Raw genomic sequence first — 19,396 nt, forward strand, 5'->3', positions numbered from 1 at the left:
CGGAAAAAGTGTGCATTTTTTGGGATTTCAAGAGATGGCAAAGAAATTTTCAAATCTCCTCCTGACTCCTGACTCCTGACTCCTGACTCCTATGCCCTCACGGAAAGACTTTCTCAGCAACCCCTATATAAGAATTTTCTTCGGAGTCAATACATATAAAAAAATGATTGACATTACCGAATGTTTCTATATCAATTAGACAGGCTTCCAGTCGAGAAACTCCTGGATATTGCTTAGGCTTACTCACCATATTTGGATAGCCATCACCTGCGATAATTCGACAGGTATTCATCGTCATATCTTCAGGTCTGACAACAAAAGTTAAGCTAGGAAATAAATATTTTAACCATGCTTTATATACCTTTGGTTCAGTTTTTCCCCCCTCTACTAAAAATAAAAGATTCACTCAGAAACTTCCTCACTATCAAGTAAATTAACTAATTGAGTAAACTTATCCAAACTAGAAGCTGTATTAAGTTCTGGAATATTTAAAGCTTTTCTGACTCTGACTTTGTTTCCAGATTTACTAACTATTTGCCACGTATCCCAAGGAATATTATTGATAATATATGGATGATGGCTAGTAAGTATAAACTGTATATCTGGGGATTTATCAAGGATGAAGTCTGTTACTTCAGCCATACAGTTAATTCCTAAACTGTTCTCAAATTCATCAATTAAAATTACTGACTCTTCAGGAGCAGTAGTTATTTCAAGTAAACAAATTAACGTACGAAACATACCTGATGAAATTCGCTGTTGAGGAATCCAGTCTTCTAAACCGTTCTCCTGAATTTCAAAGAATAACAGAAAATCACCATCTGAATCTCTTTCACTACTAACTCTCACATCTTTCAATTCTGTAAAAATATCAATATAATAATCTTTAATTTCATTGAAAATATCTGGAAAAAATTTCTGCCAACAAAAAGCCTTCAGGACGGGTGGAGCGCCAGCAAAATATTCTTGAAAATCGTAAATATTTATTTTTATTTTATCTGACAACTCTATTTTAGCAGGATCATACCCATTATTAAACATTAATTCTTGAGGAATTTCGGAGTTGAATATAAATCTATCAAATGCTTTACCTACTGGAATAATCAAATCTTCTTCTGAAAGAAGACTAATTGCACTTTCAGTTCTTTTCAACTTAGGTAATTTTTCATTATTGAACTTTGAATCAGAAGTAGTGCGAAGAAGTATCTCTATTTCAGAATCATCATCATATCGAACTAATTTTTCATACACAATTTCAGCTTGTTCTGACTCATTTGTAAGAATTTCTGTGTCCTTGAAAGAGGAACTTTTTAACTTCCAACTATAATTTTGTCCTAAATGAGAGAAATTGATACTCCATTCCAAATCATCTAAATTACGATTCCTACCTATTGCAACATCACAAATCAAGTCAAGTGCCTTTAAAATTCTTGTCTTTCCAACTCCAGAACCACCGACAAGTAAATTGAGATCCTGAAATTTAACTTCCTCAATGTGCCAATTTTCTTTATTATTACTGAATTTAAAACTCTGTATTTTCATACTTTTTATTTTTTTTAACAAGCAATTATATAGAGAATCTAAAAGAACTTCTTACATGAATATCTTCCATTCGCTCTATATCGGGTATTGTAGCACTCAAAGTTGTGATCAGAGATTTTGTTTTGGATTACTTTTTAATATCATTAATTAAGCGGATACTCTCATCAACAATCTTCATAAATCTTCATAAATCTTCATATAAAAAATAAATACTGTTATTTGCTTGATATTGCTTCTTGATGGGTATAAGCACAGTGATCGCAGTTTGGAAATGATCCGCTTTAATCAAGCTGTTGGTTTTTAATTTTAACTTTTTTCCCTGAAGTGTTGCCATTTATGACAACATTATGAGAAAATGAAAAGAATATGAAAACCACTTAGTGAAAAGACTAACACCCGTGAAACTTGACACTCGACCTGTAACCATTACCGAACCTGAAACCCAGTCACCAGTACCAGAAAATACTGCTCAACCTGCAAACAAAAAACAGCAATCAGTATGGATGGTGTTGGGAACTACCTTCATTACCATATTTTTAGCGGAAATTGGTGATAAAACCCAATTATCAACGTTGTTAATGAGTGCGGAATCTCATGCACCTTGGTTAGTGTTTCTGGGTTCGGGAACTGCTTTAGTTACTACCAGTTTATTAGGTGTGCTGCTTGGTGGTTTTATTGCGAGTAAACTGAGTCCGAAAACTGTGGAAAAATCAGCAGGGGTAATGTTGCTGTTGATTTCTGTAATGTTGTTTTGGGATGTGTTTGTTGGTTAATTTTCAGTTGTTGGTTGTTATAGAGAAAATTATGGATTGGAATCTTTTAGGACTAAGCTTTATTACAGTGTTTCTCTCTGAGTTGGGAGATAAAAGTCAGTTAGCGGCGATCGCTCTTTCTGGTCAAGGTCAATCACGCAAAGCTATATTTTTTGGTACAGCAGGTGCTTTAGTATTAACCAGTTTACTAGGAGCATTAGCTGGGGGTGCAGTTGCAGAGTTATTTCCTACAAGAATTTTAAAGGCGATCGCTGCTGTGGGGTTTGCGATCCTCGCTATTCGTCTGCTTTTACCTAGTAGTGAAACCGAATCTGATTAAATTAGACCTCTCCAAAATAGAATGTATTAATTTGTCAGGGGACATCCTACACCTTCTCCCTCGCAGGTGGCACAATTTTAAACCTATTCAAACCCTGATCAATATCTCGCAAAACCTGAAAATCATCCTCCGGTAAAGGATAACTATTACTATTCACTAAACCCCCACTGGGATATTTTTCCAAAAAAGAAAACGCTTTTCTAAATTGTTGCGGTTCCGCTTTAATAGGTGCATCAAAATGACAGGGAATTATCCATTGAAAATCCCATTGTGCCACTTTATCAGCCCAATTTATTGTTTCCTGGGGTTCGCGATTTAATATTAAACTCTGTAAAACCGGTGCCACAAATATCCGCCCATCTCCTCTTAATGCTTCATAAGACCTTTCCCAGTCTTTTCGCCATTGGAAGGGGAAAAAGCCAAAATATGTTTTTAGGCTGCGTTCTGGTGCTTTCCAGGCATCTCTAAATACATCTTTCCACTTGGGTACATCCACTACGCTGGGACGGAAGTAAAAGGCAAATAATGTAATACGTTGCCATCCTTTGCGGCGGTTTTCTGCTGTATCGGCTATAATATTGTATGCTTGATCTTTGGCGTGGTACAGCAACGGATAGGGATCAAGTTGAACTATTGCTGGTGGTTCTGCGGGTACGGAAACTATGGTATCTGTGAGCAAGAGATTGTGCGATCGCCTGTGGAAAAATGCCACTTCTGCAAACTTCCCAGGACCCAAATCAATGGGTCCCAATATCTCATAATCAAACTCATCAGCAAACGGTACTTGACTACTATCTGCGGGTAATATCTGCGTCCGGTTTGATGGTAAACCCAACCAACTTAAAGGTAAATTTACGGGAAAACTCCATTGTTCTGGTGCTACAAATATCTGTGCTGTAGGAAAATATCGCGCAAAGGGTCCGACAAATACTTTATGTTCTATTCCTGAGATGGTGGGCAAAATTATATACTTTACTTCTCCGTGTTCTGCTACCAACTCATTTACTAACCGGATACATTCTTTTGTGGGTGCGACAGGTGCATAAACCAATAAACCGCCTTTTTCTAACTTTACCACCGTCATGCGGATGGGTACAACTACATAGAAAACCCCTTGCATCTGATCAAAGATCCAGATAGTATCCTTAACTACTTCTTTGCGAATAGTGCGACGTTTTCCGTAGGGATAAAGGGGGACAACTGGCCAGAACTTCCATGTATAATCCTGGGGGTTGACATTTTCTACATTGATTGTACCTTCACCTTGAATCACTGTGCGATCGCTCCCAATAACCAATATTTTAATCTTTCCCGATTTTGGAGTTTAGCAAATTTTGGAGCTAATAATTTAATCTGGGAATTTAATTTTGTCATCAATGAAGTTACAATGGGAATAAAGCAGATGGAGAACTGCTATGAATGTAACTACTGTAAAATGGACTATTAAAGATTATCATCAAATAATTGCCACTGGTATTTTAGCAGATCGTAATGTTGAGTTAATTAATGGGGAAATAGTAGAAATGGCTCCCGAAGGAGAATATCATGCTTATTCTAGTGATGAAGCAGGAGAATATTTAATTTATTTACTTGGACAAAAAGCAAAAGTTCGTCAAGCTAAACCAATTACTATCCCAGAAACTAATTCCGAACCAGAACCAGATATTGCTATTGTTCAACGTTTAGGAAAAGATTACCGCGAACATCATCCTTATCCAGAAAATATATTTTGGGTAATTGAATATTCAGATTCTAGTTTAAGTAAAGATTTGGAAGTTAAAACTAAAGTTTATGCTTCCGCAGGTATTCCCGAATATTGGATAATTAATTTGCGGAATATGGAATTGATTGTTTTTCGAGTTCCGAGTGATGCAGTTTATCAAAGTCGAGAAATTTTCAAAGCTGGTGAAATTCGTACTTTAGCTTTTCCTGATGTGGTTATTTCGGTGGAGAGGTTATTGGGGGTGTAAGATTAATTTTAAATCATACTAAATGATAATTTTATATTCCAGCTTGATTTAATACTTCACTAAACTCATCAACCAAATCTAAAAATTCTGCCCATTCTACTAAATAACCATAATCCAAATTATCTGCTTGTAACTTAAAACAGCTTACCTGCAATGTTTTGAGATTTATTCAACATCCCTGAATTAGGATTTATGAGGATAAAAATTATGACAACCAAAGAATTACTAATACAAGAAATTAATTCAATGTCAGAAACAGAGCTTAAAGAAACACTGAAGATTATCCGGTCACTTAAACAAAAAGAGTCTAAACCTCCTCATCGTCCAGGATCAGGAAAATCTATTCTTCGTCATGCTGGAAAATGGGTTGGTGATGATCTGAAGGAATGTTTAGAAATAGTAGAATCTTCCCGTGGGTTGGCGGAATTTTAATGATATACCTTTTGGACACAAATCACTGTAGTTCTGTCATTTTTGGGGATTCTGCTATTGAAAATTATCTCACAGTTGTTTCCGCAGATACAGATTTTCAACGTATACAACAAGCTTGGGATTTCCCTTTAGAAAATTGGCATGATTTGTTGGATAGTTGAGTAAATTGATATATCAATAAACATCATTATTACTATCTTGTCTGAAAAATATTCTGCACCATCTTCTTCTGTGACTTAGCAGCAGCACTATCCAACTCTGCAACTTCCCCATCACTCAACAACCAACCCAAAGCACCGATATTTTGTTGTGCTTGTTCTAAATTTTTCGCTCCAGGAATAGGAATTGCACCTTTACAAATACACCAGTTAATAGCAACCTGTGACATGGTTTTATTTCTCTGAGTTGCTATTTCTCTTAAAGTTCCTAAAACTCCTTGAATCCCTGGTAAAATTTGTTTAAATAAAAACCCCCTTACACCTTTAGGAAACTTGCCATTTTCCGAAAATTTACCTGTTAATAAACCCAAAGCTAAAGGACTATAAGCAATTAATTTAATTCCTAAATCATCACATACATCTTTTAAACCTAATTCCGTCACTGGATAGGTAGATAATAAAGAATATTGTACCTGCAAAGTTTTTAGCGGTATTCCCCTTTCCTGAAATCTTTTATGTACCCATAATAATCTTTTTGTACCGTAATTAGATAATCCTACACCTTTAACTAAACCTTGTTCATATAAATCAGCTAAACCGTCTAATAAACCTACTTCTTGCCAAGGTGCATAATTAGCTGTAGACCAGTGCATCTGCACTAAATCAACGTTTTTTCCTAATCTTTTCGCAGAAGCATGACAAGCAGAAATAATTGATTTTCTTGTCCATCTCCAAGGATAAGCTGCTAATTTTGTCGCAATACAAATATGATCTTGATTTAATCCTTGATATTCTTTGCTAAACTTACCTAAAAGTGACTCACTACGTCCATTTAATCTTCCTGTACCATAGGAGTCTCCTGTATCAAATAAGGTGACACCATTACTCACACAAAGACTAAATACCTGTTGTAATTGGTCATCCATGCTTTCATTATATCCCCACAGGAGTTGATTACCCCAAGCCCATGTTCCACATCCCATACTGGGAAAAGATAGTGATTGATTTGTTTGCATATTGCTTTCCTATAAAAAGAATGATGTTAGCATTTGATGATACCTAAATTGGATTTAGGCAGGTTAAACAATAAAACACTAAATTCGTTTCTATAGTTTCTATATGTGTTTATTTAAATAAAAAAGCCAGCAGTCAGGATTGAACTGACGACCTTCCGATTACAAGTCGGATGCACTACCGCTGTGCTATGCTGGCGTGTTGGAGCTTTTGAATTGCCCACCGATTTATAATAATAGCATAAATAAATTATTTGTCTAGTAGTTTTCCGAAAAAATTTTTTTCCCTGGTTTTTTACCTGGGTTAACTGTCAAGTCTATCCAAAATCCAAAATCCCATAACTGCTGATGTATCACCAAGCTAACTACAATCCAGTAGATTCAGGTAACAATAATTTGGTAGAGTTTTAAGACTGTATTCCTGTTGACGCGGCTGAGTGAAGACACAGAAAACATCACCATAATATACAAATCATCAGCATGGCAGCATTGATCGGACGAGATTTATTAGGTTTGGCGGATCTGAGTTCCCCAGAACTGCAAGAACTTCTAGAAATGGCAGCTTTACTCAAGTCACAAAAGCTAACGTTACATTGTAACAAGGTTTTGGGTTTGTTATTCTCCAAGGCTTCCACCCGCACCAGGGTTAGTTTTACTGTGGCAATGTATCAACTGGGTGGCCAGGTTATTGACCTGAACCCTAATGTTACCCAAGTGAGTCGGGGTGAACCTGTACAGGATACCGCTAGGGTATTGGATCGTTATTTGGATATCCTCGCTATTAGAACTTTTGCCCAGCAGGAGTTGGAAATTTTTGCTAATTATGCCAAAATTCCGGTAATTAATGCTCTGACAGATTTAGAGCATCCTTGTCAGATTTTAGCTGATTTATTAACTATTCAAGAATGTTTTGGCTCTCTGGCAGGTTTAACTCTGACCTATGTGGGGGATGGTAATAATGTGGCTAATTCTCTCATGTTGGGTTGTGCTTTGATGGGAATGAATGTGAGAGTAGCTTTTCCTTCAGGATATGCCCCAGATGCGGAAATTGTAGAAAAAGCTAGGGCGATCGCTGATCATAAAACTGAAGTTATTCTCACCCATGATGCAGCCGCAGCAGCTAAAGGCGCACAGGTTCTTTATACTGATGTTTGGGCAAGTATGGGACAAGAATCGGAAGCTGATAACCGTCTTCCTATCTTCCAACCTTATCAAATTTCCCAACAATTATTAAGTTTTGCCGATCCCGCAGCAATTGTTTTACACTGTCTACCAGCCCATCGTGGTGAAGAAATTACCGATGAAGTTATCGAAGGTTCTCAATCAAAAGTTTGGGATCAGGCAGAAAATAGATTACACGCCCAAAAAGCTTTACTTGCTAGTATTTTAGGGGCAAAGTGAAAGAATGGTGATTGGTGATAGTTGATAGTTGATAGTTGACAGTTGACAGTTGACAGTTGATAGTTGACAGTTGATAGTTAAGAGTTTTTTACCAATTACCAATTACCAATTACCAATCACCATCACCAATCACCAATTTAAGGAAAAAATTGATAAATATAACTCTATTTCACTAAAATTACTGGTTAATAGTCGCAAGTGCTGAAGAAAGATATTGATTTATTCTTGAGAAATATTTAAATCAATCTTGTTAAGGGAAGATTTTTGTAGTACAAATGCTCTAGGGACATTTGTAATTACTTCCCGATAAAACAATGGAAAAACTAACAGCAGTCCAACAAGAATTGTATGAATGGTTGGTAGAATATATCCGTATTAATCAGTATTCGCCATCTATTCGCCAGATGATGCAAGCGATGAATCTCAAGTCACCTGCACCTATTCAAAGTCGTTTGGAACATTTACGCAATAAGGGATACATTGACTGGAATGAAGGGAAAGCGCGAACAATTAGAATTTTGCGGCCGACTAAGCAAGGTGTACCCATTTTAGGAACTATAGCTGCTGGTGGTTTAATTGAACCTTTTACCGATGCGGTGGAACATGAATATTTAGACTTGGCTAATTTATCTCTACCTCCCCGCAGCTATGCTTTGCGGGTAACGGGTGATAGCATGATTGAAGATTTAATTGCTGATGGTGATGTGGTGTTTTTGCGTCCCGTACTCGAACCCAATCAGTTAAAAAATGGTACGATTGTTGCCGCTAGGGTGGAAGGATACGGTACAACTTTAAAACGTTTTTATCTGGAAGAAGATACTGTCACTCTCAAACCTGCAAACCCAAAATATCAACCTATCGAAGTACCCGCTATGCAAGTACAGGTACAGGGTTCTTTGGTTGGTGTGTGGAGAAATTATAATTAGGGACTAGGGACTGGTGACTGGTGACTGGTGACTGGGAAAAATATTAATTCTTCTTCCTGAACTCCCAAACTACTGAACTACTGAACTACTGAACTACTGAACTCCTTATGTACCTCACGCGATCGCCAATACAGAAACAAAAACCTCCTGCTTTCTCTCTCAAGTTGCCTTTTGTCAGGGAAAATCAGGGTAGTTATCATGTTCAGTCGTCTTTACCAGGATGTCCAAAAATGCCTGTATCTTTGCAAATGCGGGGATATCAGCGTCAAGCTATTACTAGCTGGTTTGCTAATAATGGTCGAGGGACTTTGAAAATGGCTACTGGTAGTGGGAAAACGATTACTGCTTTGGCGATCGCCTGTGAATTATACCAACAAATAGGTTTACAAGTCTTGTTGGTGGTGTGTCCTTACCGTCATTTGGTTAGTCAATGGGGTAGAGAATGTGAGAAATTTAACTTACAACCGATTTTGGCTTTCGAGAATTTACGCACTTGGCAAAGTCAACTTTCAACGCAATTATATAATCTGCGTTCCGGTTCTCAAAATTTCGTCACTGTCATCACCACTAACTCGACTTTAATTAGTGAGGGGTTGCAATCTCAACTTAAATATTTTACACCTAAAACTTTAATTATTGGTGATGAAGCGCATAATTTAGGCGCACCCAGGTTAGAAGAAAGTTTACCTCGGAATATCGGTTTACGTCTCGCTTTGTCTGCTACCCCAGAAAGATATTTTGATGATGGAGGTACGGAGTCTTTATTTGATTATTTTGGTTCTGTTTTACAACCGGAGTTTAGTTTGCAGAATGCCATAAATCAAGGTGCTTTAGTTCATTATCTATATTATCCTCTTCTAGTGGAATTAACGGAAGTTGAAAGTATTAATTATTTGAAGTTGACTAAAAGAATAGGGCGATCGCTACAATATAGAGAACGAGAAGAAGGGGGTATCGACGATTTTGAAAATATTGAAGATATTAAATCCTTATTAATAAAACGTTCTAGGTTAGTAGGTGCAGCAGAAAATAAATTAGTAACTTTGAAAGAATTAATGTTAAATCGTCTGGATACCAGCCATACTTTATTTTATTGTAGCGATGGTTCACAGGAAAGCGGACACCGTTCATCTTTGCGTCAGTTGAAGGAAGTAGCGAGAATTTTAGGAGGAGAGTTAGGTTACAAAGTCAGCACCTACACCGCACATACTTCTTTACAAGAACGGGAAATTTTAAGAGAACAATTTGAAAGCGGAGAATTACAAGGTTTAGTTGCTATTCGTTGTTTAGATGAAGGTGTGGATATTCCCGCTATTCAAACTGCGGTGATTTTATCAAGTTCTGGGAATCCCCGTCAATTTATCCAGCGTCGTGGTAGGGTTTTACGTCCCCATCCTGGTAAGGATAGAGCGACGATTTTTGATATGATTGTTTTACCTCCTGATTTGGATCGAGAAGCAATAGAGGTGGAACGCAATTTGTTAAGAAAAGAGTTAAGAAGGTTTGTGGAATTTGCGGATTTAGCGGATAATGCAGGAGAAGCAAGGATGAAATTATTAGATTTGCAAAAGCGTTACGGGTTATTGGATATTTAGATGAATTGAGTTAATCCCAAATAAAGCCAAAAACCTGATAAATAAAGACCCGGTAAGCCTTTAAAAGAAGCAGTAGTTTGGGGTGCAGCAGCAGGGGCTTTAGCAACTACAAAATTAGGGGCGCAGAGTTCTTTACCTGATAGAATTACTTTGGAGAAATTCGTAATTTGTAATTCGTAATTTGTAATTCGTAATTTACTCGTTTTACTCGTTTTACTCGTTCCCATACAGAGTATGGGAATGAATTATTAAAGGCTTTACCTTTAGTTAAATTAGAGTCAGAGACTCTATGATAGCATTCCCAGTCAGAGACTGGAAACGAGGGAAATCCAAAATTTTGACTCCTGACTCCTGACTTCTTTAAACTCCTATATCTTCATTCCATAATTCAGGTTTTTCTGCTATAAATTGACTCATCATTTGTTCACATTCATCCAGGTTTAAATCTATAATTTCCACACCATGAGAAACCATAAATTCTTTTGCACCAGGAAAAGTTCTCGACTCTCCTGCAATTACTTTTTTAATCCCAAACTGCACCACAGCACCGGCACACAAATAACATGGCATTAATGTAGAATATAAAGTTGTACCTTTATAATTACCAATTCTCCCCGCATTTCTTAAACAATCAATTTCCGCATGGGTGACAGGATCACCATCTTGAACCCGTTTATTATGACCTCTACCAAGGATTTTCCCATCTTTGACCAAAACAGACCCAATGGGGATTCCGCCCTCATTTCTGCCTTGTTTGGCTTCGCTAATTGCAGCTTGCATAAACTCATCCATTTGATAAACTCCTGATATGAAAAAACAGGCATACTTCGACAAGATTAGTACAAGTCTTGCCTGCTAAATGGGTACTCGATATCTTCGGAAACTGGTGTAAAAGTCCGCGATATCATTGCAGAAATATCCCCGATTTCTGATATAATTTTTATCATGCAAGGGATAATTAAAAATAGAAGTCGGGGATCGGGTTGTTGATTACTTTGTTAATTTCCTTTTAATCTACGAATTTCTTTCAGTTGTTCAAAGTCTTTGTTTTTTGTGCCACCATCATATTTCCAAGCATATCCTTCGGCAATCATCAGATCATTAAGACATACATCGTCAACGTATAACCTGCCCAGTATTCTCCCATATTTTTCTGTGCTGTCTGGAAGTTTTGTTTTAACCAGAATTTGATGTTTACTGTCTAGTTGTTTTTTTAGCCATTCTTTAGCTTCAAGACCAAGTTTTTTTTCATCAGTATTCGTTGTTCTCGTTTCTGGGGTATCAATACCATCAAGACGAATGCGCTTAGTCAGGGAGATATCAAAACCAAGGTCAATATCAGCATCAATAGTGTCGCCATCTACGATTTTTTGAACTGATTTGATTCTATAAATGTATGGATCTCTGTCTGTCATTGCTAAGGTAATCCTAAGTCGGTTGAGGTTTCAATTTAGATTCTGTATCTTATTGATCTGGAATCTACTCTATTTTTATTCCCTATGGAGGAAGCGATCGCTCTATTTTAGTCTCTTTTCCCCTGTGGTGTCTAGAGGTATTTTGTCAGAAAGAAATAATTAGCATTTGAGCGATCGCATTATGTTGGTATCAGGAAAACATTATTAAAATATCTGGGTTTAGTAGCATCTTTCACTAGACATCTCCAAAATAGAATGTATTAATTTGTCATAAGTTGTAGGGGCGAAGTAGGGGCGAAGCATTCGAGCGATTAATGATCGGTATTCACCAAAGGATATTTTCCGAATGCTTCGCCCTTACAGGGCGATAATTTAACGGAAAAATCAGACATCTAGATATCCCAAATGCTTCGACCTGCCCCAATAAATAGGTTCCATAATTTCTTTTCTGGAGATGTCTATTGTGTGAATGTTATGAAAAATGCAGGATACTTTGCATCATACTTAGTAATTTAACTTAGCTTACTAGCTATTTCTTGTAGTTGTTTACGTAAATCACTTTCTTTGTAAGGCAATCCTAATTTATTGATTTGCTTTAAAAATGGTTTTTTAACTTCTTCTTCATAAGCGTTAACTACACTCGCATGATTATCAGTATATTGTGGACTATTTTGATTACCCATCAAATATTTAATTACTTCTTTTGGCTTGGCTCCAACTAAATTGTGCATTAGTTGATTACGTCTATCTTCTTCAAATTCTCTATCATACCGACCTATAAATTCCATGAGTTTCCAAGATGCAAAATCTGATGATAATTGTTTTAGCCATGCCAGCATACCTGTATTACTGCCAATTATTTTAAAATCCCCATGCTCAACTTTATTTAATTTTCTAGATAATTCAAGATTATCAGTTGGAAAAGACAACTGTTGTAAAATATCAAGTTTATAAGACTTAATATTTTTTATATTTATACCAAGTAATCTTTTTAAATGATTATCTAACTCCCAGACCTCGTTATCTTTAGGATCTTTCGCAAAACTTAAACCAGCCTTAGTCCATTCAATCACTTTTATTACCTGTAATCGCTTAGTATTTCCATTAATAGATAAATTAAAGTAAGAATATTTCTTAGATAATTCTTTCATGATTGCTGCTTTGAGAAAAGTTTCATGAGCAGCAGATAATAAAGTTATACCTTGAATATAACTTTGCTCTTGAAAGTAACAACTAACAAGTTCTAAAGCATTTATTACTCGTTCTATAGCTAATCCTGAATCAAATTTTCCACTTTTGGCTAATTCACTTTCTATATTGAAGAATCTCACTAAATTTCTTAAATCTTGTTTAAGGTTTTCATCTACATCAATGGTATCCAAAATATTTAGAGCAGCACCTGGTAAACCACTTTCAATTAACTGTTTAGCTTTTTGAATTTGTACACTTCTTTGATAACGGGAACTTTCAATGATTTTAGATTGAGATTTAATATCATAATCTTCAGGATCAAAATATTCATTAGCAACTAAAAATTTAACCTTTTTAAACTTTCCAATACTCACAAACTGCACAGCAGAAGAAACTGCGGGAGTTCCCGCTTGATGACTAACATACACTTCCTGGTTAGTGTCAATATTTAACTCTGTTATTAACTGTGTTAACTTTGTTTCCACCAAAGATAAAGTAGCATCCCAGTTATCAATACCAGCAGCATTATTAGAAGGAATAAAATATTCAAATTCTGGTGTACAGCTAATTTCTGAATTTTGGAAATACCACTCTAATACAGGTTTCAGAGTACAAGTATCTTTCCAATAAGGTGATCTTGGGTGTATTCTTTGTTCTTGTGTGCTAAAGATTTGAGATTGATCTGTTAATAAGACAATAATTCTCTCAATTTCCACATTATTTGCTGTGAGATATTTTTGATAAGTATCTAACAATGGAAATTTTAAATCTTGTTCATAGTATTCTTTTTGATTTTCATAAACTATACCGAGAACTCTTGCTGGTACTGTATACCCAGCATTGTGATCGTTAGAATCTCTGGGATCAGCTTGTGCAAAATCAGAACATTCTAATTTATCACTTGCTTCATGGTGTAAATCTCCCCAAGTCTGATTGTGTGTTAGGATAACATCACTATTGCCAGTAGTTACAATCCAAATACTCATTTTTTCAACTCCTGAAAATTTATTTAATCAAATTTTTACTTAATCAAATTTTTATTTAATCAAATTTGCAGATAGATGTCGGACTTCTATTTTAATTAATCATAGAAGTCCGGGATCTTGATTACACACCCCACAATTTTTCAAACCCACTTGTTGGTAAAAAAGCTAAAAACTGTTTAGTAGTTTCATCTCTTTTATCAGGAAAGATGGTTAATAACTCTACATATCCTCGTTGGCGAACCATCTGATCTTCCCTGATTTTATAATGGGGATACATTCGATGGTAAATTCTGCCAATTTTTCCCATTTCCCCAGTCAATTTAGAACGTTTAATTGATTGAGTACCTCTATAATTTCCATGAAACCAGCCCACTGCTAAACTATCTTCTTTATCTACCGCTAAACGTCCCCAAATTTGTACATTTTCAGGATGAAAACATTCCCGCCAAGCATTTCGTTGATAATTTTGAGATTTACCTTTAAAAACCAACCAATTATTGACAGCTTTGCGAACATTCTCAATAATATTTTTGATGTGGTTAATATTATTCACAGGAAAATAATATGCTTCTGATTCTTGAGTAAATCCCCATTGACAACCAATCATAGGTTTATCTTCATAGTCGAAATATTTAGGGAAAAAGATTCTATGATCTACCCTGCGGGATGATTTACCAAAACCACCTATTAATAGAGAAAATCGCAAAATTGCTTTAGCTAAAATTCTCAATTGCTTTCTATATTCATCTGCATGATTTTTCATACAGAGAATAGTTAAAGTACCTTTTTTTAAATCATAGGTAGGCATAGATATTCTATTGTGATTATAGGTAAACTCACCCATGACTAAACTTTCAGCATGAAAAGCAATACCTAAATCTCCCACTACTGCACCTTTAGTACCTGCAAAACCTCCCCACAGTTCCTTAGTTAATTCTTGTGCTGTATTTTCATCTGTCACCCCACTAAATAACCGTAAAGTATGACCCCGTAAAGCAGCTTTAAACATATTGGGGCGAAATTCACCAGTTTTATCTATTAATTGTGAGGCTAAACCTTGTCCTTTTAAATTCACAGTAAATAACTTAGTTTCTGGGTGATTAATAGGTTGACCATAACCCGCACTTACCCTAGAACCAATACCCCTTTCTATCGCTTGATCCCAAATACTCCAAATAGTTTCCCATTCACTATCCTCTAATTCAATAGTGCTAGAAATACCAAAAACTAAGGTTGGTGCATAAAGGGAAATTTGCAAAAATGCAGCATGGGAATCACTGTTTTTTACTTGCCAATTTTCTTGGGGGTGAACTACATCAATTAAAGGTTCTTCTTTCCAAGTTGCATCTTGGGGAAATGCACCATGAAAACGTAATATTCCCGGTTTAGTTTCACTACTATTTTGATAACCACAATATCTAATAGCTTGTGCAGGGGTACAATGTCTTAAAAATGCACCTTTCATACTCGCACCAGGGTAATAGGGAAACCCATTAGCCGCAATTACAGGACGGATAAAATCATCATCTTGACCACTATTAGAAAGCAACCGCCAACTAATTTTATATTCCTTTGTTCTGACATGATGACTAAAATTAGGAGGCTTGATAGCGGTAGCTTCTAGCCATTCATCAACCCATCTTTCAGACTGTTTAGGTTGTTGAATATATTGAATTTGTCCCCTACCGCTAATTTGTGCTTGAAACATTAAGGGTACTTCATTACTGTTCGGCATCACTATCACCTGGTTTTTTATAACGTTGAGTCCACCAAACTAAACTGTCACAAAATTGAGTCAATACTGCTAAACAAATGCGTTGATCTTCAATATCTAAACTCCATAATCTAGAAGCATAATCTTGTACTTGTCGGGTATTACTACCATCAACTTGATCTTCAGGTAATTTAATTCCTGCTTGTTTCATAATTCCCACAAAAGTTGTCCAAGTATCACGCCAATATTTACCTTTGTCTGGTTCTTTAGGTAAGAGTCGTAAATGTTCACCCCAAAATCTTTCTAAACCATAAGCTACGGTACTTCTCATTTTATGAGATTGACCGATGACACCTTTTTTATCCCGGTAGATGAGGACTAATTTTTGTGCTTTTTGGTCTAAGTTATAAGATTGCCAAGTCATTTTTTATTCTCCTTTGATAGTTAATTCACAATGACCTAAACCAATTGATTCTAAACCACCTAAATAAATATCTGCGGTTTTGCCAATAGTGAAAGGTTGCCATTTTTTACCTGATTTATCATCTCTAATAGCAATAGGAAATACTAAAATAGTTCCTTCGGGCAATGCTTCGGTGTTGAAAAACCCCCCACCTTCGACTACTTTTTGATCTGGTTTGAGACGGACACGACTTTGGCGATATAATGCCATATCATGAATCATACCAATATCACTATCAGCAACTACGACTGATGGTTGTTGTTGCTGGTCAGGAAACCAAGGTGATAAGTCTTGTGTTTTGTTAATTTCTAAGAAACCTAAATTAAAGAAGATCGTTCTTTTACCTCCTGTTGCTTGTTTTGCGACTAGGTTGGTTGAACCTGTATAAAGATTAGGAATTGTGATGTCTTTGAGATGTTGATCTTGTCCATTAACTTTAACAATGGTATCACCTGCTATTCTTTGATAACGTTTTAATAATCGCTGACAAGTTACCCATACAATAGGTTGACCTGGGCAAAAAACGGGAATCCAAACTATAGAAGCATATTCAAATTTAACGATAGATTCGTTATTTTTGTCATCGTCTGCACCGTTACCATACCAATAATTGGCTTCATTTTCACTTTGATCATTACGCATTTCTGAACGTAAACGACCACGAATTGAACTACCGGGAATGATACCAGTTTGGGTAAATTGATCACGGAAAATCAAGTTTAAATTTCCGCTTTCTTCTCCTGCGGTTGCACCAACATGGAGGGGTGCTAAGGTTTCGATAATTCCATAGGTTTTGGTATACATTTTAGTTAACTCCTTCAATTTCTACTGGTAAACACAAACCACAACCGAGTTTTTTAAGACTGTAACCTTCATTAGGAAACCATTTCTCGTCCCATTCCCACCAAGGTTTATTAATAGGTTCTTTGAGTACGTAAACACTACCCGCAGGAACAGCATAACGTCCTCTTCCTAATGTTCCTTGGGAACGGAAACGATAGGGAACAGGTTTATCTGTTAGCATCTGCACAGTTTCAGGAAAACTATGATCCTCTGGTTGGGGTTGACGGTGAGAGATTCGGTTAGAACCCCAGACTCCCGGTGTTATTAATGCAAAACTTTTACCGATGGGTTGATTTAAAAGTTTTATGATTTTTGGTGATATTTCATCACAAGATATTTCTACAATGTGATTTTCTCCTCCAAATTTATACCAACCGTTATCAATAGGATATGTGGATAAATAAACTAAACAAACATCATCAGGTATTTGTGCAGAGTTCTCTAAAAAGAGTCCATCAGATTTGACTACACACCGTTCTGATGGTTGAATTTTGGGATGAATCAAAGAACCAAATTTCCAAGGATTATCAGCAATTGATTGATTACTCGTTTTTAGTCCTTTTGCTGATGTGTTCCAAGATTCTATAGTTTGCCAACGATAATCAGCTTCAGGTTTGTCTGCGTCTATGTTTTTTTCCAGTTTCCACTGATTATTTTCTATTTTCCATTCTCCAAAACCTTTTTTAGATATGATTTTATGCCAAGGTATGGGAATAAAAAAGTTTTGTTTTGTACTTATATTAGTTGATTTTGCCCAAAACGGACCTGCAACATAAAGATTATCTCTCAAGGTTTGTTGAGTAAATTTTTCGTTAACTTTGTTAATGCTAAACATTAAACCTGCTAAGGTAGCAGCATCGGGAGGAAATTTAGCACCGGAACGGCCTACCAAATTTTCTGGTGATAAAAACGCCCCAGCACTACCATACATCAAACCTAAAGGGTTAATACTAATTAAGTATTTGAACATAAATGCCAACCTACTTTAACTAAATCTGTAATCCAATCAACAATGGCTTTTGACCGATCAATTTCATTGCTATCATCGCTAAAACCAGCGAGTTTTTTAGCTAATTCATTCTTTTGATCATTTATGGTTTTACCATCCTTGATATCAATGATTAATTTTTGACCTTCTCCGGGAAAATAGAGATCAAAAAAATTTAATGCTGTTTGTTTAACATTGTATGCTTCCTTGGCATTTTCAATATCAAATACTCGGCGAGATTCTAAATAAGCTAAGTCTTGATAAATATGACTCCAATTGGAATTTTTATCCCTATCTCGATACTTCTTTAAAATCCCCAAATAACACCAGGGACAAGTCCACTGGATATATTGACCACTATTAAAAACCACCCGAATAGTTACTCTATCTCTTCCTAGAGATTTGGCTACTTTTTCCGCTTCCCGACAATGTTGTAAAACATCTCGCTGAGGTACGCTACCTGCAACCCAGACAAAACCGACACTGACAGTTATTTTCTGTTGGTGTTTTTGCCATGTCTCATTTAACGTTAATAACCATTCATACGCTGTTAATGGGGAAATGGGTTTTTGAGGATTATTACTATAAATAATTCCTAAAAAATCATCACCACCAGCGTAAACAATTCTACCTATTTTTTGTTTTAAATTAAATCTTTCATCAAATTGTTTACCCCAAGTTCGCATAGCATCACTAAAGTTTTTTATTTGTTCATCACCATTTTCTTTTTTCGCTAATTCTTGTAAATGTTTGCCAACTTCGTCACCATCTCCCATGAACCATCCTGTCCATTGTCCAGGAACACTTTCTTGATTTTTTTCTGGTTGTGCTGGTTGTGGTTTACGTTGAATTTCTGTAAAACCTTTATCCAGTGGATCTATACCTATTTGTTGTTGAATTTTCTCCCATGTAACGAGACGTTTTACTAATTCGGGAATACTCAATTTTTCGTTAATGGCAATAAATTTACCTTCTGGATTTTCTGGATTTTCTGGATTTCCTGGATTTCCTTCTTTTTGGTCTTCGGTAATTTCTGCTAATTTACTATAAAAATCCTTGATTTTCTCATCTTCTAATTTATAGTTCATGGTTTGAGGATTACGAGATTTTCCACCCATCCCAGGAAACGCAATTCCATCAGTACCTGTTAAACTAGAACTTTCACCAATCCAGTTTACCGCTGTCCAATCACGGGATAATTTTTTAGTTTCTAAATCATTCATTGCCTCAATGATACTATTACCACATCCTTGAAATATCTCCCAAGTGTGAGAACCCCATAAACTCCATTCTCTTTCCCATTGATAATCAAATTCTGGTAATTGTTTTTCTATCCATTCTCGGCAAACTTTTAACATCTCTTTCCATCGGGAAAGGATGACTTGTTCTGCTTGTTCTCTGGTCATTTCTCCTTTAATTAAAATGCGGTTTGGCATTCCTTTTTGAACTGTAGGAAGTGCAGGAGAAATTAATGTTAAATTGTGTGTATTAACAGAGTTAACTATTTGTTGACTCAAGTAGGACAGAATTAATGAACCACCGTATAAGTCTCGCAGTTTGCGGGATTTTTCTATGAACCCTTGGACGGGTGCAAAGGTGATAGCAGTATATTTAGTCACGGGTTCTGTATCTCCTTGTTTGCTTAGTTTTCACAATACACGCTAAAA

21 protein-coding genes, 1 tRNA gene and 1 pseudogene are annotated in these 19,396 nt (G+C 36.1%); 9 read left to right on the plus strand and 14 right to left on the minus strand.

The window, feature by feature from the left end:
- Positions 1–97: 97 nt before the first annotated feature.
- Both FFR48_RS07510 and FFR48_RS07515 read right to left on the minus strand, forming a co-directional pair.
- Positions 98–406, minus strand: a complete 309-nt coding sequence (locus FFR48_RS07510; protein ID WP_137666930.1) for a hypothetical protein — start codon at positions 404–406, stop codon at positions 98–100.
- Positions 403–1,542 (minus strand): AAA family ATPase, encoded by a 1,140-nt coding sequence (locus FFR48_RS07515; protein WP_137666931.1) that lies wholly within the window; start codon positions 1,540–1,542, stop codon positions 403–405. Before FFR48_RS07515 ends, FFR48_RS07510 begins: the two co-directional genes overlap by 4 nt.
- A 380-nt stretch (positions 1,543–1,922) precedes the next feature.
- Here FFR48_RS07515 and FFR48_RS07520 point away from each other — a divergent pair, with 380 nt between their 5' ends.
- Together FFR48_RS07520 and FFR48_RS07525 are read left to right on the plus strand one after the other, a co-directional pair.
- The gene (locus FFR48_RS07520) at positions 1,923–2,315 is read left to right on the plus strand and encodes a TMEM165/GDT1 family protein (RefSeq protein WP_371851431.1); all 393 of its coding nucleotides are present in this window, start codon (positions 1,923–1,925) and stop codon (positions 2,313–2,315) included.
- A gap of 31 nt (positions 2,316–2,346) precedes the next feature.
- Complete coding sequence (locus FFR48_RS07525; protein ID WP_096572675.1) at positions 2,347–2,634, plus strand: TMEM165/GDT1 family protein; 288 nt, start codon at positions 2,347–2,349, stop codon at positions 2,632–2,634.
- Positions 2,635–2,680: 46 nt separating this feature from the next.
- On the opposite strand, the gene FFR48_RS07530 is transcribed toward FFR48_RS07525, so the two are convergent.
- On the minus strand, positions 2,681–3,907 hold the full coding sequence (locus FFR48_RS07530; protein ID WP_137666950.1) for a DUF4336 domain-containing protein: 1,227 nt from the start codon (positions 3,905–3,907) through the stop codon (positions 2,681–2,683).
- 142 nt (positions 3,908–4,049) lie between these two features.
- Between FFR48_RS07530 and FFR48_RS07535 the strand changes: the two genes are divergently transcribed.
- A complete protein-coding gene (locus tag FFR48_RS07535) occupies positions 4,050–4,604 on the plus strand; it encodes a Uma2 family endonuclease (protein WP_137666932.1) in 555 nt (184 codons plus the stop codon).
- Between the two features lie 31 nt (positions 4,605–4,635).
- Here FFR48_RS07535 and FFR48_RS30025 read toward each other — a convergent pair whose 3' ends face one another.
- Positions 4,636–4,758, minus strand: a complete 123-nt coding sequence (locus FFR48_RS30025; protein ID WP_268932418.1) for a hypothetical protein — start codon at positions 4,756–4,758, stop codon at positions 4,636–4,638.
- A 53-nt stretch (positions 4,759–4,811) separates the two neighbouring features.
- Between FFR48_RS30025 and FFR48_RS07540 the strand changes: the two genes are divergently transcribed.
- Positions 4,812–5,036 carry a hypothetical protein gene (locus tag FFR48_RS07540; RefSeq protein ID WP_137666933.1) on the plus strand — a complete coding sequence of 75 codons (225 nt, stop codon included), beginning with the start codon at positions 4,812–4,814 and terminating at the stop codon, positions 5,034–5,036.
- The gene (locus FFR48_RS07545) at positions 5,036–5,197 is read left to right on the plus strand and encodes a hypothetical protein (protein WP_236104025.1); all 162 of its coding nucleotides are present in this window, start codon (positions 5,036–5,038) and stop codon (positions 5,195–5,197) included. The genes FFR48_RS07540 and FFR48_RS07545 overlap by 1 nt, the downstream gene beginning before the upstream one ends.
- A 32-nt stretch (positions 5,198–5,229) precedes the next feature.
- Here the strand turns inward: FFR48_RS07545 and FFR48_RS07550 are convergent, their stop codons facing one another.
- Together FFR48_RS07550 and FFR48_RS07555 are read right to left on the minus strand one after the other, a co-directional pair.
- On the minus strand, positions 5,230–6,210 hold the full coding sequence (locus FFR48_RS07550; protein ID WP_137666934.1) for an aldo/keto reductase: 981 nt from the start codon (positions 6,208–6,210) through the stop codon (positions 5,230–5,232).
- A 124-nt stretch (positions 6,211–6,334) separates the two neighbouring features.
- Positions 6,335–6,406, minus strand: a tRNA-Thr gene (locus FFR48_RS07555).
- A gap of 281 nt (positions 6,407–6,687) precedes the next feature.
- Here FFR48_RS07555 and argF point away from each other — a divergent pair.
- The 4 genes and pseudogenes from argF to FFR48_RS29335 all read left to right on the plus strand — a co-directional run.
- Positions 6,688–7,608, plus strand: a complete 921-nt coding sequence (gene argF / locus FFR48_RS07560) for an ornithine carbamoyltransferase (RefSeq protein ID WP_096567943.1) — start codon at positions 6,688–6,690, stop codon at positions 7,606–7,608.
- A gap of 314 nt (positions 7,609–7,922) precedes the next feature.
- Positions 7,923–8,534, plus strand: coding sequence for a transcriptional repressor LexA (gene lexA / locus FFR48_RS07565; protein WP_096567941.1), 612 nt, complete (start codon positions 7,923–7,925; stop codon positions 8,532–8,534).
- A 107-nt stretch (positions 8,535–8,641) separates the two neighbouring features.
- Positions 8,642–10,129: a DNA phosphorothioation system restriction enzyme gene (locus tag FFR48_RS07570; protein WP_137666935.1), complete on the plus strand. Its 1,488-nt coding sequence runs from the start codon at positions 8,642–8,644 to the stop codon at positions 10,127–10,129.
- A gap of 51 nt (positions 10,130–10,180) precedes the next feature.
- A pseudogene (locus FFR48_RS29335) lies at positions 10,181–10,309 on the plus strand (ribokinase); the annotation flags it as partial.
- Between the two features lie 180 nt (positions 10,310–10,489).
- On the opposite strand, the gene FFR48_RS07580 reads toward FFR48_RS29335, so the two are convergent.
- The 8 genes from FFR48_RS07580 to FFR48_RS07615 all read right to left on the minus strand — a co-directional run bounded on the left by FFR48_RS07580 (position 10,490) and on the right by FFR48_RS07615 (position 19,348).
- Complete coding sequence (locus tag FFR48_RS07580; protein ID WP_137666936.1) at positions 10,490–10,921, minus strand: nucleoside deaminase; 432 nt, start codon at positions 10,919–10,921, stop codon at positions 10,490–10,492.
- A gap of 206 nt (positions 10,922–11,127) precedes the next feature.
- Positions 11,128–11,544: a thermonuclease family protein gene (locus tag FFR48_RS07585; protein WP_137666937.1), complete on the minus strand. Its 417-nt coding sequence runs from the start codon at positions 11,542–11,544 to the stop codon at positions 11,128–11,130.
- 512 nt (positions 11,545–12,056) lie between these two features.
- Positions 12,057–13,721, minus strand: coding sequence for a hypothetical protein (locus FFR48_RS07590; protein WP_137666938.1), 1,665 nt, complete (start codon positions 13,719–13,721; stop codon positions 12,057–12,059).
- A 121-nt stretch (positions 13,722–13,842) separates the two neighbouring features.
- Positions 13,843–15,456: a hypothetical protein gene (locus FFR48_RS07595; protein ID WP_137666939.1), complete on the minus strand. Its 1,614-nt coding sequence runs from the start codon at positions 15,454–15,456 to the stop codon at positions 13,843–13,845.
- Positions 15,443–15,859 (minus strand): hypothetical protein, encoded by a 417-nt coding sequence (locus tag FFR48_RS07600; protein WP_096569820.1) that lies wholly within the window; start codon positions 15,857–15,859, stop codon positions 15,443–15,445. The genes FFR48_RS07595 and FFR48_RS07600 overlap by 14 nt, the downstream gene beginning before the upstream one ends.
- 3 nt (positions 15,860–15,862) lie before the next feature.
- Positions 15,863–16,702 carry a type III-B CRISPR module RAMP protein Cmr4 gene (gene cmr4, locus FFR48_RS07605; protein WP_137666940.1) on the minus strand — a complete coding sequence of 280 codons (840 nt, stop codon included), beginning with the start codon at positions 16,700–16,702 and terminating at the stop codon, positions 15,863–15,865.
- Between the two features lies 1 nt (position 16,703).
- On the minus strand, positions 16,704–17,711 hold the full coding sequence (locus tag FFR48_RS07610; RefSeq protein WP_137666941.1) for a type III-B CRISPR module-associated Cmr3 family protein: 1,008 nt from the start codon (positions 17,709–17,711) through the stop codon (positions 16,704–16,706).
- Complete coding sequence (locus tag FFR48_RS07615) at positions 17,696–19,348, minus strand: Cas10/Cmr2 second palm domain-containing protein (protein ID WP_137666942.1); 1,653 nt, start codon at positions 19,346–19,348, stop codon at positions 17,696–17,698. The genes FFR48_RS07610 and FFR48_RS07615 overlap by 16 nt, the downstream gene beginning before the upstream one ends.
- Between the last annotated feature and the right edge of the window lie 48 nt (positions 19,349–19,396).

It is taken from the genome of Sphaerospermopsis reniformis (genome assembly GCF_005402885.1).
GTDB classification, from domain to species: Bacteria; Cyanobacteriota; Cyanobacteriia; order Cyanobacteriales; family Nostocaceae; genus Sphaerospermopsis; species Sphaerospermopsis kisseleviana.

Coding starts and splice junctions, on each gene's coding strand:
- FFR48_RS07515 (WP_137666931.1), bottom strand. CDS start 1,542: ATGAAAATACAGAGTTTTAAATTCAGTAATAATAAAGAAAATTGGCAC.
- FFR48_RS07525 (WP_096572675.1), top strand. CDS start 2,347: ATGGATTGGAATCTTTTAGGACTAAGCTTTATTACAGTGTTTCTCTCT.
- FFR48_RS07535 (WP_137666932.1), top strand. CDS start 4,050: ATGAATGTAACTACTGTAAAATGGACTATTAAAGATTATCATCAAATA.
- FFR48_RS07540 (WP_137666933.1), top strand. CDS start 4,812: ATGACAACCAAAGAATTACTAATACAAGAAATTAATTCAATGTCAGAA.
- FFR48_RS07545 (WP_236104025.1), top strand. CDS start 5,036: ATGATATACCTTTTGGACACAAATCACTGTAGTTCTGTCATTTTTGGG.
- FFR48_RS07550 (WP_137666934.1), bottom strand. CDS start 6,210: ATGCAAACAAATCAATCACTATCTTTTCCCAGTATGGGATGTGGAACA.
- argF (WP_096567943.1), top strand. CDS start 6,688: ATGGCAGCATTGATCGGACGAGATTTATTAGGTTTGGCGGATCTGAGT.
- lexA (WP_096567941.1), top strand. CDS start 7,923: ATGGAAAAACTAACAGCAGTCCAACAAGAATTGTATGAATGGTTGGTA.
- FFR48_RS07570 (WP_137666935.1), top strand. CDS start 8,642: ATGTACCTCACGCGATCGCCAATACAGAAACAAAAACCTCCTGCTTTC.
- FFR48_RS07580 (WP_137666936.1), bottom strand. CDS start 10,921: ATGGATGAGTTTATGCAAGCTGCAATTAGCGAAGCCAAACAAGGCAGA.
- FFR48_RS07585 (WP_137666937.1), bottom strand. CDS start 11,544: ATGACAGACAGAGATCCATACATTTATAGAATCAAATCAGTTCAAAAA.
- FFR48_RS07590 (WP_137666938.1), bottom strand. CDS start 13,721: ATGAGTATTTGGATTGTAACTACTGGCAATAGTGATGTTATCCTAACA.
- FFR48_RS07595 (WP_137666939.1), bottom strand. CDS start 15,456: ATGCCGAACAGTAATGAAGTACCCTTAATGTTTCAAGCACAAATTAGC.
- FFR48_RS07600 (WP_096569820.1), bottom strand. CDS start 15,859: ATGACTTGGCAATCTTATAACTTAGACCAAAAAGCACAAAAATTAGTC.
- cmr4 (WP_137666940.1), bottom strand. CDS start 16,702: ATGTATACCAAAACCTATGGAATTATCGAAACCTTAGCACCCCTCCAT.
- FFR48_RS07610 (WP_137666941.1), bottom strand. CDS start 17,711: ATGTTCAAATACTTAATTAGTATTAACCCTTTAGGTTTGATGTATGGT.